Below are 17,465 nucleotides of genomic sequence, written 5' to 3'. Positions count from 1 at the left end.
GATGACGAGCTCCATCGAGGTGACGGAGGTCGCCGCGCGGGCCGGGGTGGCCCTGGTCCCGATCGGGGCCACCGAGCAACACGGTGCGCACCTGCCCGTGACCACCGACACGGCCATCGCGGCCGCTTTCGCCGCGGAGGCCGGCGCTCGGGTGACCGGCGAGGTGGCAACGTGGGTGCTTCCGGCGCTGCCGTTCGGCTTCTCGCCCGAGCACGCGGGACGCGCCGGCACGATCGGCCTGTCGGCGGAGACGCTGCTCGCCCTCATCGACGACATCGGCCGCGGCGTCGCCGCCAGCGGCATCCGTCGTCTGCTGTTCGTCAACGGACACGGTGGCAATCCCGAACTGCTGCACGTCGCGTGCCGGCAGTTGCGCGAGCGGCGGGGGCTCGCGGCGTTCGCGGTGCACGTGCCCGGGCTGGCACTGCCTCCCGAACTGGCCGAGGGCGTGACCACGGGCGATCTCGACGCGCACGCCGGCCACTACGAGACGAGCCTGTTGCTCGCGCTGGACCCGGGCGCCGTCGACATGGATGCCGCCCGCGCCGACGGTCTCGAGCGGGTCAGGGCCCGCGCGGCCTCCCCCACCCGGCCGTTCGGCGCCGTCAGTGTGCCCTGGCACGTCGACGATCTGTCTGCGTCGGGCGTGATCGGAGATCCGACCACGGCCGACGCCGAGTGGGGCGAACGCGCGTTCGCCACGCAGGCCGCCGCCCTCGCCGACATCGTCCGCGCCGTCGCTGCGCACCCCCTTCCGCCCGAGTGGGTACACTCGCGGCGGGGGGATGCCGAATGACCGACGGTCCGGGACGGACACCGACCCTCCAAGAGGTGGCGACGGAGGCGAAAGTCAGCCTCGCCACCGCCAGCAACGCCCTCACCGGCAACCGAGGGGTGAGCCCGAAGCTGCGCGACCGGGTGCTGGACGCCGCTCAGCGGGTCGGGTACCCCCGGGCCTCCGGGCGCCGGCGCACCGACCGCACGACCGTCGGGATCGTCCTGCCCGACGTGCGGCATCCGGCGTACGCCGAACTCGCGCACGCGTTCGAGCGCGAGGGCGCGCAGCGCGACTGGGCGCTCGTGCTCGCCGGGTCCGATTACGAGCCCGACAACGAGCTCGAAGCGCTCGAGAACCTCGTGCGCAGCACGGACGGCGTGCTGCTGTCGCCCTCGCGCCCCCCGCGCTCTGGGGTGCATCGGCTGCGGGCGAGCCCCGTGCCGATCGTCGCCTGCGACGAACCCGCGGACTCCGCCCTCATCGGCGGGTGGGTGCGCTCCGACAACTTCGGCGGCGGACGTGTCGCCGCGCATCACCTGGTGGATGCCGGCGGCACCCGCTTCGCCATGCTGGGCGGCGAGGGCTATCTGCCGTCGACGAAAGAACGGCGCGAGGGGTTCCTCACCGGACTCGCCGACCGCGGCGTCCCCGCGGCCGAGGTGCTGATCGTCGGCGAGAACTACGGCATGGACGGCGGTCAGAGCGCCATGGCGGAACTCCTCGAGACCGACGCCGAGGTCGACGCCGTCTTCGCGGTGAGCGACCTGCACGCCGTCGGCGCGTTCTTCCGTGCCCTGCAAGAGGGGCGGTCCGTCCCGGGCGATCTGCTGCTGTGCGGTTTCGACGGAGTGGCCTGGACGCGACAGATCTCGCCCACGATCACCACGGTGCGTCAGGACTGGGGCAAGATCGCCGCACGCGCGATGGACATGCTCGACACCCTCATGGCGGGCGGCGACGGAGACCGCGCAGTGATCCCCGTCGAACTCGTCCCGGGCGAGTCGACGCAGCGCTGACGACGGATGCCACGCGTCGCGTGCTCGGCCGGCGGCGGACACCACGCAGGACTTCTGCGGTCCCTGCGCTCCCGTGGCCCGACTTATCGACGTCCCATCGCCGAACCTCCTGCCTTGTGTCCACAGAGGCCGGGGGAACGACGGATGCCACGACCCCGCCCCTCCGAAGAGGATGGGGTCGTGGCATCCGGTGTCTCAGGCGTAGGGGTTGGCCGTGAGGGTGTATTTCGTCTGCAGGTACTCGTGGATGCCCTCGTCGCCGCCTTCGCGTCCCAGGCCGGACTGCTTCCAGCCGCCGAAGGGCGCCGCGGCGTTGGAGACCACGCCGACGTTGAGGCCCATCATGCCGGTCTCGAGCTTGTCGATCATGCGCTGGCCGCGCGCGAACGACTCGGTGAAGACGTAGGAGACGAGGCCGTACTCGGTGTCGTTGGCCAGGCGGACCGCGTCGTCCTCATCATCGAAGGGGACGATGGCGAGCACGGGTCCGAAGATCTCCTCGCGCAGGATGTCGCTGCCCGGTTTGACGTCTGCGACGACCGTCGGCTCGAAGAAGGTGCCGGGACCGTCGACGGGCGAGCCACCGGTGGTGACGGTGGCGCCGCGGTCGACGGCATCCCCCACCAGGGTCTTCGCCTTGTCGACCGCCCGGTCGTCGATGAGGGGCCCGATCTGCACGCCCTCCTCGGTACCGCGGCCGACCTTCATCGCCTTCACGCGCTCGGTGACACGCGCGGTGAAGTCCTCGACGACGCTGCGCTGCACGAGGAAGCGGTTGGCGGCGGTGCAGGCCTGGCCGATGTTGCGGAACTTCGCGAGCATCGCACCCTCGACGGCCTTGTCGAGGTCGGCATCCTCGAACACGACGAACGGGGCGTTGCCGCCGAGCTCCATCGACGTGCGGAGCACGCCGGGCGCCGCCTGCTGCAGCAGCTTCACACCGACCGGGGTGGAGCCGGTGAACGACAGCTTGCGCAGGCGCGGGTCGGAGATGATGCGCTCCGACACCGGCCCGGTGCTGGTCGTGGTGACGACGTTGACGACACCGGCGGGGACACCGGCGTCCTGCAGGATCTGCGCGAAGAAGAGCGTCGTGAGGGGCGTGAGGGTCGCGGGCTTGATCACCACCGTGCAGCCCGCGGCGAGCGCGGGGGCGATCTTGCGGGTGGCCATGGCGAGGGGGAAGTTCCACGGGGTGATGAGGTAGCAGGGGCCCACGGGGTGATGCGAGACGATCATGCGACCCGTGCCCTCGGGGTTCGCGCCGTAGCGGCCCTGGGTGTGCGCGGTGACCTCGCTGAACCAGCGCAGGAACTCCCCGCCGTACGCGACCTCGCCGCGCGCTTCGGCGAGGGGCTTGCCCATCTCGAGCGTCATGAGCAGCGCGACGTCCTCCTTGCGCTCCTGCAGCAGGTCGAAGGCGCGGCGGAGGATCTCGGCACGCTCCCGAGCCGGGGTCGCCGCCCATGACGGGAACGCCTCGGCAGCGGCATCCATCGCCGCGACGCCGTCGTCGACCGTGGCGTCGGCGATCTCGTGGATGACGTCACCGGTGGCGGGGTCGTTCACGGCGACGGTCTTGCCGCCGGTCGCCTCTCGCCACTCGCCGTTGATCAAGAGGCCGGTGGGTACGGATGCCAGCAGCTCGCTCTCGCGCGAATCGGTCATGGGTCCTCCTGGATCGGGGCGGGGTTCCCGCCAATTCTCGTCAGCCCGCGTAGCGGAGCCGATATACGTGGTGTACAAACGGGTCGTCGTGCTGGCCGTCGTGGCCGGTGGGGTGCGGATCGCCCTCGGGCCTCTCACGCGCGACCGGGGTTCGCCGCCTCCGCAGGCATAAACGCTTTCCGTGCGCATAAACGCGCTGCGCCCGCGTTTATGCGCGCCGACCGCGTTTATGCGTGGGACGGGGCGGATGCCGCGGCCCTCGTCCGTCCGAATCGCGCCCAGCTCGGCGCCGGGGCGACCATCAGGCATAAACGCTTTCCGTGCGCATAAACGCGCTGCGCCCGCGTTTATGCGCGCCGATCGCGTTTATGCGCGGGACGGGGCGGATGCCGCAACTGGCGAGGCCATCACCCCGACGAGGAAGCGCTGGAGCTCCTCCGGGGCCGAGAGGGGCAGCACGTGCGCGACGTACTGGTCGGGGCGCACGAGCACGACCGCGCCGGCGGCACCGATGCCGCGTTCGGCGAAGATGTCGGCGCTCGTCCAGGCCGAGGGGGCGGCGGCGAACACCTTCTCGAGGTCGGTCAGGCCGAGCGGCCCCGAGCGCGGACGGAACAGCGCCGGCACCTCGACCACGTCCTCCCACCGGCCAGGGAACACCGTCTTCACATCGAACACGGCGTCGAGATCGGCGCCGTCGGGCGTGAAGCGCTCCACGATGTCTTGCGCGGCGCCCGCCCACTCGCGCAGCGCCGAGCCGTCCGCATCCGCGAACGCGTAGATCCGCCAGCGCCCATCGGCCTTCGCGTGATGGCCGAGGTGCACGGCGTTGCCGTCGCACACCCGCACGACCTCGACACTCTTGAAGCGCCTTCCTACGGGGAATCCGGATGCCAGCTCCTGCGCCGGCGCCTCGGCGGTGATCGTCGAGGGGGCGTAGTGCGTCATGAAGCCCGAGGGGAACTCGGCCGTGGCCAGGTAGTAGGTCGACAGCTCCGCGGGGTCGGTGATCTCGCCGGGCTTGCGCGCCATGAGCGACGACCACTCGCGGTCGAAGTCGATGAGCTGCTGGGCGACGGGCCGGCGCTCCTGGTCGTACGTGCGCAGCAGGTCCGCCGGCGCGAGCCCGGTGAGCACGTGGCCCAGCTTCCAGCCGAGGTTGAAGCCGTCCTGCATCGAGACGTTCATCCCCTGCCCCGCTTTGGCGCTGTGCGTGTGGCAGGCGTCACCGGTGAGGAAGACGCGCGGGTGATCGAGATCGTCGACGAACTGGTCGGTCACCCGGTGACCCACCTCGTAGACGCTGTGCCACGCGACCTGTTTCACGTCGATGGAGTACGGGTGAAGGATCTCGTTCGCCCGACGGATGACCTCGTCGATCGGGGTCTGCCGCACGCGGTGGTTGTCGCCTTCGGCGACCTCGCCGAGGTCGATGTACATGCGGCTGAGGTAGCCGCCCTCGCGCGGGATGTGCAGGATGTTCCCGGCGGCGGCGTTGATCGCGCACTTGATGCGCCAGTCGGGGAAGTCGGTCTCCACCAGCACGTCCATGACGCCCCACGCGTGGCGCGCGGCGGCTCCGACGTGCGTCCGGCCGATCGCCTGACGCACACCGCTGCGCGCGCCGTCGCACCCGGCGACGTAGCGCGCGCGAACGGTGCGTTCACCCTCGGCGGTGCGCACACGCACCTCGACGTCGTCGGCGTGCACCTCGAGACCCAGGAACTCCACGCCGTGGTCGGGCACGATGCGTGCGGGGCCGTGGGCCGCAGCCTCGGCGAAATAGTCGAGCACCCGCGCCTGGTTGACGATGAGGTGGGGGAACTCGCTGATCTTGTAGCCGTAGTCCTCGGTGCGGGTCGTGCGGACGATCCGCTCGGGATTCTCGGGATCGGGGGCCCAGAAGTTCATCCAGCCGATGTTGTACGCCTCGGCCGTGATGCGGTCGGCGAAACCGAACGCCTGGAAGGTCTCGACGCTTCGGGGTTGGATGCCGTCGGCCTGGCCGAGGGCGAGACGCCCCTCACGCTTCTCGATGAGACGCGTCGTGAGCTGGGGGAACTGCGACATCTGCGCAGCGAGAAGCATGCCGGCGGGGCCGGAGCCGACGATGAGCACGTCGACCTCGTCGGGGAGTCTGTCGGGGCGCTCGAGACCTGTGCCGGCCGCGTTCTGCACGCGCGGGTCGCCCGAGACGTAGCCGTGGTGATGGAACTGCATCGTTTCTCCTGACGTCGATGTCGGGTTGCGGTCCAGCACGGCGCGTTCTATATTCGAACGCAATGTTCTGCTACCGAACGAGAGAGTAGCCCGAGCCATGCCCGCACGGCAAGACGCCTCCCCCGCCTCGCAGACGCTGAGTCGCGGCATCCGCCTGCTCGAAGAGCTCGCCGACGCCCGCGCCCCGCTCTCGATCGACGACCTCGCGGCCCGGGTCGAGCTACACCGCTCGGTCGCCTACCGACTCCTCCGCACACTCGAAGACCACGGTCTCGTCACTCGAGACGCCGCGGGCGCGGTGCGCCTGGGAACGGGGCTGGCAGCACTGGCCGCGGGCGTCGCCGCCGACCTGCAGGCCGAGGCGCTGCCCGAGCTCACCGCGGCGGCGAACGACCTCGGCATGACGTGCTTCCTCGTCGTGCTCGATCACGACGAATGCGTGACGCTCGTCAGCGTCGAGCCCCGGCACACGGTCACCGCCGTGGCGCAGCGGCCCGGGTCGCGGCATCCGGTCACCCGGGGTGCCCCCGGGCGCGCGATCCTCGCGCAGCTACCCCCGCGGCGCTGGCCCGACGGAGTCGATGCGCGTCTCGCGTCTGACGTGGCGGACGCCGCGGAGCGCGGGTGGGCGACGAGTCATGACGAGGTGATCCCCACGTTCCGTGCCGTGGCGGTGCCCCTCGCCGTGCGGGGGCGCGAGCCCGCCGCCGTCGCCGCCGTGCACGTGGCCACCGACCTCGACGACGCGGCGATCGCGGCGCGGCTCGAGGCTGCGGCATCCGCGATCCTCGGTGCTCTCTGACCGCAGCGTGCCGCGAGGCAGTCCGGAGTTCGGCACACCGTTACCGATCTCCCTTCGCCTCGAGGCGCGGGATCGTATATGATCACTCCCGTCAGGCGCCCGATGTCGTGCGTCGCTGCTCGAAAAAAGGGCACGTAGCGCAAGACCCGCGCGAGACACATACGGCTCATTCCCGTTCCTGTTTCGCGAAAGGCTCGTCATGCCCATCGTCTCCGCGCACGTCGCCCACACCCTCGGTCGCCACATCGACCACGTCTTCGGGGTGATGGGCAACGGCAACGCCCACTTCCTCGACGCCCTGCATCGCCAGACCGACGTCGCCTTCACCGCGATGCGGCACGAGGCGGGCGGCGTCGTCGCCGCCGATGCCCACTATCGCGCGTCCGGCCGCATCGCCGCGGCGACCGCCACGTACGGCGCGGGCTTCACCAACACCCTCACTGCGCTCGCCGAAGCAGCTCAGGCCCGCATCCCCCTGCTTCTGGTCGTGGGCGACGAGCCCACCTCCGGCCCCCGCCCGTGGGGCGTCGACCAGGTCGCCCTGGCCTCGGCGGTCGGCGTGCGCACGTACACGGTGGGAGATCGGGATGCCACGGCCACCGTCCTCATCGCCCTCGAACACGCGCTGACCTACCGCGTGCCGGTGGTGCTGGCCATCCCCTATGACGTCGTGTCGCGTGAGGCCGGCCCGCTGACGGACGCCGGTACGGTGACACTGCCCGCGCCTCTTGCACCGCGGGGACCCGCGGCGGAGGCGACCCTCGACCGCATCGCCGACGCCCTCGCCGGCGCCGAGCGGCCGTTCCTGCTCGCCGGCCGCGGCGCGTGGCTCGCCGACGCGGGCGCTGCGCTCGGGCGTCTCGCCGAGGTGACCGGTGCGATCACGGCATCCACCGCCCTCGGTCGCGGCATCTTCCCCGACACCGCCCACGACCTCGGCGTCACGGGGGGCTTCGGCGCCGCGGGCGCGATGGAGCTCGTGCGCGAGGCAGACGTCGCGGTGGTCTTCGGTGCGGGGCTCAACCAGTTCACGATGCGCTTCGGTGAACTCTTCGCCCCGCGCACGCAGGTCTTCCAGATCGACGTGGCCCCCACCGCCACGCACGCGCAGGTGGGCGGGTTCGTCCGGGCGGATGCCGCGCTGGCGGCCGAGGCGCTCGTGGAGCGTCTTCTCTCCCACGGCGCCGTGTCGTCCGGCTGGCGTGACCGCGTGGACGTGGCTCCCCTTCGCGAGCAGGAGCCCGGCGAGGGCCTCGCCCCCGATGGCCGCCTCGACCCCCGCTCGGCCGCCGCGCGCATCGCCGAATTGCTGCCCGAGGACCGCGTCGTCGTCTCCGACGGCGGCCACTTCCTCGGCTGGTCGAACATGTACTGGCCGGTCGCCTCACCCGATCGCGTCATGATGGTCGGCACCGCCTATCAGTCGATCGGCCTCGGTTTCCCCTCGGTCGCGGGAGCCATCGCCGCCCGCCCCGAATCGACCGTCGTGCTCACGACCGGTGACGGCGGGGGGCTCATGGCGATCGCCGACCTCGAGAGCGCCGTGCGCTCGGCGCGGGGCCACGGCATCGCGGTGGTGTGGAACGACGCCGCCTACGGCGCCGAGATCAACCTCTACGGCCTGAAGGGCCTCGCCCGCGAGCCCATGCTGATTCCGGAGGTCGACTTCGCGGCCGTCGCGCGCGGCTTCGGCGCCGAGGGCGTCGTCGTGCGCGAGGTGGCCGACCTCGACGCCCTGGCGGAGTGGACGCGGCGCGATCCCGAAGACCGAGCTTTTCTGCTGCTCGACCTGCGTATCAGCGGCGACGTCATCGCGCCGTACCAGCGCGAGATCATCAAGGTGAACTCGTAAGCGGGGTCGGGCTCACCGCCACCGCGACAGCCGAGGTGGTCGCCGCGAACGCCCGCCGCCGCCGAGGCCTCCGATCCCATAGCCTGCCCGGGACTCAAGGCCCCGCCGAACCGTGCGTCGCAAAGGTCCGACCCGCCGGCTCTGCGAGCCGCCGCTACGGTGGTGACGCATGGGGACGAGAAGGCGTCTGATCGGCTCGGGCACCGCGGTCGCGATGATCAGCGGCGCCGTCGTGGTGCTGTACTTCTTCCAGCCGTGGCGGAGTTGCGAGTACGAAGACACCTCGGCGGGCTGCTCGATGCTGCCCCAGGACGCCGCCGCGATGGGTGTCGCGGCGTTGGTCTTCGTCGTGGGGATCGTCGTTCTCGCGGCGGGCCTGCTGATGCATCGGGCGCCCGAGTGAGGGAACCGCGCACGGTGGTCCGGTGTCCCGGCAACTAGTACACAGCATCCTTAATTCACTGATTCGTGTACTATCAGCGCATGTCCACCGCGACCCTCACGGCCACGCTGACGCACACCGCGGCACTCGCCCGCCTCGGGCACGCGCTCTCCGACACGACCCGAGCGGGGGTTCTGCTGGCCCTGCGAGAGGCGCCGGCGTACCCCTCCGATCTGGCTGATGCGCTCGGCGTCTCGAGGCAGGTCATGTCGAACCAGCTCGCGTGCCTGCGAGGGTGCGGGCTGGTGGAGGCCGTGCCGGAAGGGCGACGTACCCGATACCGGCTCGCTGACGAGCATCTCGCACCCGCTCTGGACGAGCTGCTGCGCGTGGTCCTCTACGTCGAGCCGGGCTGCTGCGCCGGGGGACGCTGCACCTGCGCCGCATGACCGCCGCCACTGCTCATCACGCCGCTGACCGACGGCCTGTCCTCCAACGCCGCATCAGATGGATCGTCGCAGCGACGATCGCGTACAACCTGATCGAGGCGATCGTCGCGATCACCGCCGGCACGGTCGCCTCGTCGGCTGCGCTCGTCGGATTCGGCCTGGACTCGACGATCGAGGTCCTCTCCGCTGCTGCGGTCGCGTGGCAGTTCACCCGCCGCGACCCGGAACGATGGGAGAAGGGCACGCTGCGCGTGATCGCCGTCGCGTTCTTCGCCCTCGCGGCGTACGTCACAGCGACGTCCGTGCTGGCGCTCGTCGGGCGGATCGACGTGCAGCACTCGACGATCGGCATCGTCCTCACGGCTCTGAGCGTGATCATCATGCCGTTCCTGTCGCTGGCGGAGCGTCGCGCGGGTCGAGAGCTGGGATCGGCCACCGCTGTCGCGGACTCCCGGCAGACCCTTCTGTGCACCTATCTGTCCGCTGCGGTGCTCATCGGACTCGTCCTCAACAGTCTGCTCGGGTGGTGGTGGGCCGATGCGGTCGCGGGACTCGTCATCGCCGCCTTCGCCATCCGGGAGGGCATCGAGGCGTGGCGCGGTGACGCGTGCGCGACCTCGGTGGGCATGCTTCTCGAGCAGGAGCACGACAACCACCACGCGCACGAGAACAAGGACTGACCCGTGAAGACGCAGACCAAGCCCCTTGTGATCACGCTCGCCGCCCTGATCGTCGTCGTGGTCGTCGGCCTCGTCGCGTTCCTCGTCGCCCGTGTGCAGGCCCCCGATCCGGCGGCCGCCGCCGTGGTGAGAGCCGACTCCCATGTTCTCGACGACGCGGGCGACGGTGCGGTCACCGTCGTCGAGTTCCTCGACTTCGAGTGCGAGGCGTGCGGTGCCTACTACCCGGTCGTCGAAGAAGCGCGGCAGAAATACGCCGGACAGATCACCTACGTCGTCCGCTACTTCCCACTCCCCGGACACGTCAACTCGATGACCTCCGCCGTCGCCGCCGAAGCCGCCGCACAGCAGGGCCGCTTCGAGGACATGTACCGCCGCCTTTTCGATACGCAGGCCGAGTGGGGAGAAGCGCAGGAGTCCCGCGCCGATCTCTTCCGCGAATATGCCGACGACCTCGGGCTCGACATGACGGCTTACGACGCCGCCGTCTCGGATCCGGACACCGAACAACGCGTGCGGGCCGACTTCGAAGAGGGACGGGCCCTCGGCGTCGGCAGCACCCCCACGTTCTTCGTCGACGGGCGACCGCTCGTCATCGAGCGATGGAACGACCTCGAAACGGTGATCGACGCCGCCCTCGATCGCTAGGCGGACCGGCGTACAGCGCCGCCTGCGGACCGTCGGTCGGGCCGAGGCCGACCGCGAGCAGCATGAGGCGGAGTCGGCGGCAGCACGATCACGGCCGCGGTGGCCCGTTTCGGGAATCCGACGACGCGAGGGCGCGAGCACGTGCGCGCTATCGGATAAGGACCTCGGCGGCGGCGTCCATGTGGGCCCGAACGGTCGCCGCGGCTTCGTGGGGTTCGCCCGCGGCGATCGCGCGCACGATTGCGAGGTGGCGCTCCGCATCCATGTTCTTGAGCGCACGATCGAGTCCGGAGTGCGTGATCGACATCTCGATGGACCCCTCCAGCGCCGACCACGCCTGAACGAGCGTCTCGTTGCCGGTGAGGCGGCACATGCCGAGGTGGAAGTCGAGGTCCGCCCGCATCCGCTCCCCCAGAGACGCATCGGGCATTGTCATGCGTCGCGCGAGAGTCTCGAGCTGTTCTGCGACGGCGCCGCAGTCGGGTCGCTGCGCGAGGGTCGCCGCGGCGAGCGCTTCGAGCGCGGCGCGCACCTGGAAGAGGTCCCGCAGCTCCCGTTCGCTCATGTGTCGGACCATCAGTCGCCCGCGGGTGCCTGCAGTGAGCAGCCCCTCGATCTGGAGCGTCCGCATGGCTTCGCGTAACGTCCCGCGGCTGATGCCGAGGCGCCCGGCCATCTCGATCTCGGAGACGTGAGACCCGGGCTCGAGCTCACCCGTGGTGATGGCTCGGCGAAGAGCCTCGACGGCCTGCTGGCGGAGGGTCGTCCGCTGCAAGCCGAGGATCGAGGGAGCGTCCGTCATCTGCTCCTCCTCCCGTGGGAGGCCAGTCTACGGGCGAAGTCTGACCGCGCCCCCGCACAGACTTCGCCCGCTCCCGCTGGCCAGCGGCATCTAGTCCGCGAGCGCCGCTCGCTCGGCGTACGCCCGCTGCTCCTTCGTCCACGTCTCCTTCGTCGACAGCGCCGCCAGCAGCCCGATCAGGGCGTAGAAGGAGAACAACGATGCCGGCCCCACCCAGCCGAAGGCACCGAACAGCAGCGTCGTGATGAACGGCGTGAACCCCGACACCATGGCCGAGATCTGGTAGGCGAGCGAGGCACCGGATGTGCGCGTGTTCGCGGTGAAGAGCTCCGGGAACCACGCCCCCTGCGCCCCGGCGAGGGCATTCTGGAACACGGCGTACGACAGCACGATCACGACCACGACCAGGGGGTATACCGCCGTGTTGACGCCGAGGAACATGAGGTATCCCCAGACGATCCCCAAGGCCGTGACGACGATGTACAGCGGTCGGCGGCCGATGCGGTCCGTCAGTTTCGCCCAGCCCCAGGTTGCGAAGACCCCCACGCCGGCCGCGATGCACAGGGCGGTCAGGGTCTGCCAGCTCTCCGTGATCTTGTTGGTGTTGAGGTACGAGATCAGGTACGTGATCGACACGGCGTAACCGGCCGTTTCCGCGATGCGCAATCCGATACCGCGCAGGATGTTTCCCCAGTCGGATTTGATGACGGAGATGAGCGGGGATTTGAGAACGATTCCCTGCGTCTTGACGTCTTCGAAGACGGGCGACTCGGGAACCTTCGATCGGATGACGAGGCCGACGGCGACCAGCAGGATGCTGGCGAGGAACGGTACGCGCCAGGCCCAGTCGCCGGGAAGGTGCACGCTGACGAGGAAGACGAGGTTGGCCAGCAGCAAGCCGACGGGGAAGCCGGCCTGCACGATGCCGGTGAAGCTGCCCTTGCGTCGCCACGGAGCGTGCTCGTAGGTCATCAGGATGGCACCGCCCCACTCGGCTCCGAACGCCAACCCCTGCACGATGCGAACGATGACGAGCAGGATCGGCGCGACGATGCCGGCCGCCGCATACGTCGGCAGGAGACCGATGACGAACGTCGCCAGTCCCATCACGATGAGGGAGGCGACGAGCACAGGTTTGCGGCCGACGCGGTCGCCCAGATGGCCGCCGATGATGCCCCCGAGAGGGCGGGCGGCGAACCCGACACCCAGCGTGGCGAAGGAGAGCAGCGTCCCCGTCAGGGGGTCGCTGCCGGGGAAGAACGCGGTGCCGAAGTACAGGGCCGCGGCGGTGCCGAAGCCGATGAAGTCGTAGGTCTCGATCACCGCCCCTACTCCGGAGCCGACGGCGACCCTCTTCACGGACGAAGTCCCGTTCACCGGGCCCCGCATCTGAACGGCCTCTGCGCTCATTTCAGTCATCCTCACGTCATTGTGACCCCGAAACGGGGCTATGCCGAGAGTATGAAATGGTTCACCCACCATTGTCAACAATCAAACACTTGTATTGTCAACAACCCCGTGGTTTCATGGTCCCACCGCGAAGGAGCGGAGGAAGACGGTAACCATGACCATCACACGCACCGCAGTTGTCACCGGCGCAGCCGCCGACCGGGGTATCGGCCAGGCCGTAGCCCACGCTTATGCCGAGGCGGGCTGGGCCGTCGTGATCCTCGACCTCGACGGCGCAGCCGCCGAGCGAGTCGCCCGTCGGATCGCCGACGAGGTCGGCGTGCCCACCCACGGCGGGGTCGTCGACGTCGCCGACGAGGAGAGCGTTTCCACCGCGCATGAGCGCATCGCCGAAGCCGTGCGGGCCGGCACCCTCCCTCCCGTCGGCGCCCTCGCCAACGTCGCCGGCATCACGTCTCCCGTTCCGTTCTTGGAGACGACGCTGAAGCTGTGGAACACGGTGATGGCCGTCAACGCCACGGGTACCTACCTGGTCACGAAGGCCTTCCTCCCCGACATGATCGAGCGGGGATTCGGACGCATCGTCAACATGTCGTCCGTGTCCGCACAGCGGGGCGGCGGCGTCTTCGGCAAGGTCCCGTACTCGGCCGCGAAGGCCGCCATCCTCGGCTTCACCAAAGCGCTGGCGCGCGAGCTAGGAAGCACGGGCGTCACGGTCAATGCCGTCACCCCGGGCGCCGTCGACACGAACATCCGGGTGGGCAGCACGGACGAACAGGAGGCGGCGATCGTGAGCGGCATCCCCCTCGGACGCACCGCGACACCCGAAGAGGTCGCCGCCGTCTTCGTCTTCCTCTCCAGCGACGCGGCCTCCTACCTGCAGGGGACCACGATCGACATCAACGGCGGCTCGCACCTGCACTGACCGCCCCGCACACGACTGACGAAGGAGTTGCATCGTGAGCACAGCCTCGACGATCGCCACCGATCTGACCGAACGCGTTCGAGCGACCCGAGATGCGGCGCAGCGGGTGCGGTTGAATGCCCTGCGGATGGGTGAGGTGCAAGGGCAGGGATACATCGGCCAAGCACTCGGCGCCGCCGACATCCTGGCCGCTGTGTACACCGACCAGCTGCGGCACCGCCCCGAAGAGCCGGAATGGAAGGAACGCGACCGCTTCCTCCTGTCCACGGGCCACTACGCCATCGGGCTCTACGCGGCGCTGGCCGAGGCCGGCATCATCCCCCGGGAGGAGATCGAGACGTACGGGTCGGACGACTCGCGTCTGCCGATGTCCGGCATGGCCAGCTACACGCCCGGGATGGAGATCTCCGGCGGATCGCTCGGGCACGGTCTCACCGTCGCCGTGGGAATGGCGCTGGGCCTTCGCCACCTGGGCTCCGACTCGCGGATCATCAACTTCCTCTCCGACGGCGAGCTCAACGAAGGCTCGACGTGGGAGGCGGCGATGGGCGCGGCATCCCACCGCCTGGGGAACCTGATCGCCCTCGTCGACATGAACGCCCTGCAGGCCGACGGTCCGACGGCATCCGTGCTGAGCATCGAGCCCGTCGAGGCCAAGTGGGAGTCCTTCGGATGGGAGGCGCACCGCGTCGACGGGAACGACGTCGGCGCGCTCCTACGGGCCTTCGATGCGATCGGCGACCGCAACCCGGTCGGTCGACCGCACGTGATCATCTGCGACACGAAGGTCGGACGCGGCGTCCCTCTTCTCGAAGACCGGGAGAAGAACCACTTCATGAGGATCGAAGAGCACGAATGGGCCATCTGCCGAGAGCAGCTGATCGCCGGATACGAAGGAGCACGACGATGAGCGCGACGACCCCGCCGAAGCTGAAGACGTCGGCGATGATCGCGTCGTTCGCGGACCCCGGCCAGAAGACCGCGAACGCACCGTTCGGCCGCGCCCTCGCCGAGCTCGCAGAGTCGGACGAGCGCATCGTCGGACTCAGCGCCGATCTCGCCAAGTACACCGACATGCACATCTTCCGCGATGCCCACCCGGGACGCTTCTTCCAGATGGGGATGGCAGAGCAGCTCCTCTTCGGCGCCGCGGCCGGCATGGCCGAGATCGGTCTGGTGCCGTTCGCCTCGACCTACTCGGTGTTCGCCGCCCGCCGCGCCTACGACTTCATCTGCCTCGACATCGCCGAGCCCTCTCTGAACGTCAACATCGTCGGCGGCCTGCCCGGCCTCACCACCGGATACGGCCCCAGCCACCAGGCCACCGAGGACGTCGCGATCTTCCGCGGAATGCCCAACCTGACCATCGTCGATCCGTGCGACTCCGTCGACATCGAGCAGGCCGTCCCGCAGCTCGCCGCCTCCGACGGACCCACCTACCTGCGCCTTCTGCGCGGCAAAGTCCCCACGGTTCTGGACGAGTACGACTACACCTTCGAGCTCGGGAAGGCGGCGGTCCTGCGTCCCGGCGCTGACGTGGTCTTCGTCTCGAGCGGTCTCATGACGATGCGCGCTCTGCAGGCCGCCGAGGCACTGGCCGCGCACCACGTGGATGTGGCAGTCGTGCACGCCCCGACGCTGAAGCCCTTCGACGAGGACACCGTCGTGGCCGAGATCGACACTCCCCGCCTCGCGGTGACGTTGGAGAATCACACCGTGATCGGCGGGCTGTTCGAGACCGTGGCATCGGCATTGGCTCGCCGCGGGGTCGGTCGGCGGGTCGTCCCCATCGGTCTCCCCGACCGGTTCCTCGATGCCGGCGCACTGCCGACCCTGCACGACCGGTACGGTCTCTCGACCGATGCCGTCGTGTCCACCGTGCTCCGCGCGCTCGGGTGAGCGGGCATGCCGAGCACGGTCGCGTCTGAGGACGAGCTCGGACGCAAGCTGGCGGCCCTGTCCTTCATCGAGCGCCGCGCGCTGCTCGAGGTGCTGCTGAGCGCGCACCGCGACGGCGGCGAGGGGATGACGATCACGGCCCTGGCCGCTGCTACCGAGACCAACCGCTTCACGGCGTCACGACAGCTCGCAGCGCTCCGAGACGCCGGGTTCGTTCGCGCCCGCCGCGACGGCACACGCCTTCTGCACAGCATCGACCTCTGCGGCATCCTGATGGTCGACGACTGGCTTCTGCCCTTCGTGGACGCCGCACTGGAGCTTCCCGCGGACGCGGAGAGCCCGCCGGTCGGAGTCACGGCATGACGGCGTCCGTCCCGCACACTCCGGCACGGTGTCCTGCGCGCGCATCCTGCACCTGACCACACTCCGGGGGTCCACGGGGAGCACCAACGCGGAATCCCGGAGGTGTCGTCTCGCCCTCGTCGCCTTCTGATTCAGGGAAGACATCCCAGGAATGGGACTGCGGCACGCATTTTCCGACGCCGGGGTGTTTCGACGCCCGTCGAAGACTCGACCCCATTGTCCCAGCGATTTCGGTAAAAAGAGCGTTCAGGAAGGGAGAGAATCGACATTTCGCCCGAAGGGGTGGTCTTCTTCTCGCCGGATTCGTAGGATGTTCTCGCCTGCCTCACTATGTGAAGCCGGGCAAGAAAACACCGACATTCGCGGGCGCTCCGGAGTCACACCGCCACGGAGCCGTCCCCGATACGGATCCGGCCGGCCACGTCGGCCACCGGCTCCCCGGACCCCTCAGGTGTCGCAAGGATGCGTGAGGACAACGAAAGGCGACAATGTCCCGGACAACGAAGTCCACAACGAAGAAGAGACTCCTCGGAGCTCTCACGGCCATCCTGATCGCGGGTACGACGACCCTGGCGGGCGGCGCCCCGGCCCAGGCCGTCACGGCCCCCGTCGGCACCGGAAGTGCCCAGGAGATCCGCAACCAGCACAGCAGCATGTGCCTGGACAACTGGGATTCCGGCACACAGCCCGGTACCGAGGTGCGACAGTACACGTGCGGCGAGGGCGACGTCCAACGCTGGGCGGTCACCGACCTCGGCACGGGTTACGCGGAGATCAAGAATGTCCTCAGCGGCCTGTGCCTCGACAATCTGAACGCCGCCACGGCACCGGGCTCACCGGTGGCGCTGTGGACGTGCAACGGGGGAACCAACCAGCAGTGGAGGATCACCGACGTCGGCGGCGGCGCGAATATCGTCAACCGGCAGAACGAACTGTGCCTCGAGATCCCGGGGTACGACCAGATCGATGGCACCGCAGCCAGCCAGTGGACGTGCAACGGCGGGAAGAACCAGCGCTGGGTGTCTTCGGACCCGACCTGGCAGAAGATCACGTGGTCGCTCGAGCGCTCCTCGAACCCCTCGGCCGATGAGCTGGACGCCTATGACAAGATCACCTACGCCATGGACCGCGCGGTCGAGCGCTACAACCGCCTCGACAACATCCACCGGCACCTGACCGTGGCGTACGCGCCCTGGGTCGAGACCGCCGATGCGAACCTCTCCGGCTACATCCGCTTCGGATGGAACCGCGGCTACATGCAAGAGGGCACCGCGCTGCACGAGATGTCTCACACCTTCGGCGTCGGGCAGTCGAACGCGTTCTTCAACAAGTGCCAGTACGGCGGCTGGGACTCCGCCCTGCCGCTGCTGCGGACGTGGGACGGCTCCGGCGCGAACCTCAACTGCAGCGGGGTGCACATCTACCCCTACGGCCTGAACTACAACAACGAGTTCAGCGGGCAGAACTTCGACAGGCACGTGAAGCTGGTGCAATCCATGCTGACCGACGGCATGTAATCACCCCTACGGCAGGCCGATCCCGGCCCCGAGCGCGTCCCCGTCTCACGCGGG

The 17,465-nt window shown here is 69.4% G+C and carries 17 protein-coding genes; 13 read left to right on the top strand and 4 right to left on the bottom strand.

All coding sequences use genetic code 11. From position 1 onward, the window contains the following. Nucleotide 1: 1 nt before the first annotated feature. Entirely contained in the window at nt 2–796 is a 795-nt protein-coding gene (locus tag ACXKZF_RS03865) for a creatininase family protein (protein ID WP_488985436.1), read from the top strand. Then, entirely contained in the window at nt 793–1,794 is a 1,002-nt protein-coding gene (locus tag ACXKZF_RS03860; protein WP_055958665.1) for a LacI family DNA-binding transcriptional regulator, read from the top strand. Before ACXKZF_RS03865 ends, ACXKZF_RS03860 begins: the two co-directional genes overlap by 4 nt. A gap of 195 nt (nt 1,795–1,989) precedes the next feature. Here ACXKZF_RS03860 and ACXKZF_RS03855 read toward each other — a convergent pair whose 3' ends face one another. Together ACXKZF_RS03855 and ACXKZF_RS03850 are read right to left on the bottom strand one after the other, a co-directional pair. Then, complete coding sequence (locus tag ACXKZF_RS03855) at nt 1,990–3,462, bottom strand: NAD-dependent succinate-semialdehyde dehydrogenase (protein WP_488985435.1); 1,473 nt, start codon at nt 3,460–3,462, stop codon at nt 1,990–1,992. 366 nt (nt 3,463–3,828) lie between these two features. Beyond that, entirely contained in the window at nt 3,829–5,682 is a 1,854-nt protein-coding gene (locus ACXKZF_RS03850) for an FAD-dependent monooxygenase (RefSeq protein WP_488985434.1), read from the bottom strand. Nucleotides 5,683–5,779: 97 nt separating this feature from the next. Between ACXKZF_RS03850 and ACXKZF_RS03845 the strand changes: the two genes are divergently transcribed. The 6 genes from ACXKZF_RS03845 to ACXKZF_RS03820 all read left to right on the top strand — a co-directional run bounded on the left by ACXKZF_RS03845 (nt 5,780) and on the right by ACXKZF_RS03820 (nt 10,495). Continuing rightward, on the top strand, nt 5,780–6,484 hold the full coding sequence (locus ACXKZF_RS03845; RefSeq protein ID WP_488985433.1) for an IclR family transcriptional regulator: 705 nt from the start codon (nt 5,780–5,782) through the stop codon (nt 6,482–6,484). A gap of 199 nt (nt 6,485–6,683) precedes the next feature. Beyond that, nucleotides 6,684–8,336 (top strand): thiamine pyrophosphate-binding protein, encoded by a 1,653-nt coding sequence (locus ACXKZF_RS03840; RefSeq protein ID WP_055958676.1) that lies wholly within the window; start codon nt 6,684–6,686, stop codon nt 8,334–8,336. A gap of 169 nt (nt 8,337–8,505) precedes the next feature. Further along, nucleotides 8,506–8,739 (top strand): hypothetical protein, encoded by a 234-nt coding sequence (locus ACXKZF_RS03835; RefSeq protein WP_055958680.1) that lies wholly within the window; start codon nt 8,506–8,508, stop codon nt 8,737–8,739. An 80-nt stretch (nt 8,740–8,819) separates the two neighbouring features. Further along, nucleotides 8,820–9,167 carry an ArsR/SmtB family transcription factor gene (locus tag ACXKZF_RS03830; protein ID WP_243222868.1) on the top strand — a complete coding sequence of 116 codons (348 nt, stop codon included), beginning with the start codon at nt 8,820–8,822 and terminating at the stop codon, nt 9,165–9,167. After that, nucleotides 9,164–9,847 (top strand): cation diffusion facilitator family transporter, encoded by a 684-nt coding sequence (locus ACXKZF_RS03825; protein WP_488985432.1) that lies wholly within the window; start codon nt 9,164–9,166, stop codon nt 9,845–9,847. Before ACXKZF_RS03830 ends, ACXKZF_RS03825 begins: the two co-directional genes overlap by 4 nt. A gap of 3 nt (nt 9,848–9,850) precedes the next feature. Then, a complete protein-coding gene (locus ACXKZF_RS03820; RefSeq protein ID WP_243222866.1) occupies nt 9,851–10,495 on the top strand; it encodes a DsbA family protein in 645 nt (214 codons plus the stop codon). Nucleotides 10,496–10,643: 148 nt separating this feature from the next. On the opposite strand, the gene ACXKZF_RS03815 is transcribed toward ACXKZF_RS03820, so the two are convergent. Together ACXKZF_RS03815 and ACXKZF_RS03810 are read right to left on the bottom strand one after the other, a co-directional pair. Continuing rightward, nucleotides 10,644–11,297, bottom strand: a complete 654-nt coding sequence (locus ACXKZF_RS03815; protein WP_055958692.1) for a GntR family transcriptional regulator — start codon at nt 11,295–11,297, stop codon at nt 10,644–10,646. A gap of 90 nt (nt 11,298–11,387) precedes the next feature. Beyond that, complete coding sequence (locus ACXKZF_RS03810) at nt 11,388–12,707, bottom strand: MFS transporter (RefSeq protein WP_488985431.1); 1,320 nt, start codon at nt 12,705–12,707, stop codon at nt 11,388–11,390. A 154-nt stretch (nt 12,708–12,861) separates the two neighbouring features. On the opposite strand from ACXKZF_RS03810, the gene ACXKZF_RS03805 reads away from it, so the two are divergent. The 5 genes from ACXKZF_RS03805 to ACXKZF_RS03785 all read left to right on the top strand — a co-directional run bounded on the left by ACXKZF_RS03805 (nt 12,862) and on the right by ACXKZF_RS03785 (nt 17,411). After that, the gene (locus ACXKZF_RS03805) at nt 12,862–13,632 is read left to right on the top strand and encodes an SDR family NAD(P)-dependent oxidoreductase (protein ID WP_488985430.1); all 771 of its coding nucleotides are present in this window, start codon (nt 12,862–12,864) and stop codon (nt 13,630–13,632) included. Nucleotides 13,633–13,666: 34 nt separating this feature from the next. Further along, nucleotides 13,667–14,542 (top strand): transketolase, encoded by an 876-nt coding sequence (locus tag ACXKZF_RS03800; protein ID WP_488985429.1) that lies wholly within the window; start codon nt 13,667–13,669, stop codon nt 14,540–14,542. Further along, on the top strand, nt 14,539–15,531 hold the full coding sequence (locus ACXKZF_RS03795) for a transketolase family protein (RefSeq protein WP_488985428.1): 993 nt from the start codon (nt 14,539–14,541) through the stop codon (nt 15,529–15,531). The genes ACXKZF_RS03800 and ACXKZF_RS03795 overlap by 4 nt, the downstream gene beginning before the upstream one ends. A gap of 6 nt (nt 15,532–15,537) precedes the next feature. Further along, nucleotides 15,538–15,894, top strand: a complete 357-nt coding sequence (locus ACXKZF_RS03790; RefSeq protein ID WP_488985427.1) for an ArsR/SmtB family transcription factor — start codon at nt 15,538–15,540, stop codon at nt 15,892–15,894. 488 nt (nt 15,895–16,382) lie between these two features. After that, entirely contained in the window at nt 16,383–17,411 is a 1,029-nt protein-coding gene (locus ACXKZF_RS03785; RefSeq protein ID WP_055958710.1) for an RICIN domain-containing protein, read from the top strand. The last annotated feature ends 54 nt before the right edge of the window (nt 17,412–17,465 follow it).

The organism is Microbacterium sp. ABR10 (assembly GCF_057812175.1).
Note: the sequence above shows the minus strand (reverse complement) of the source record. Positions and strands in the feature narration are given on the sequence as shown.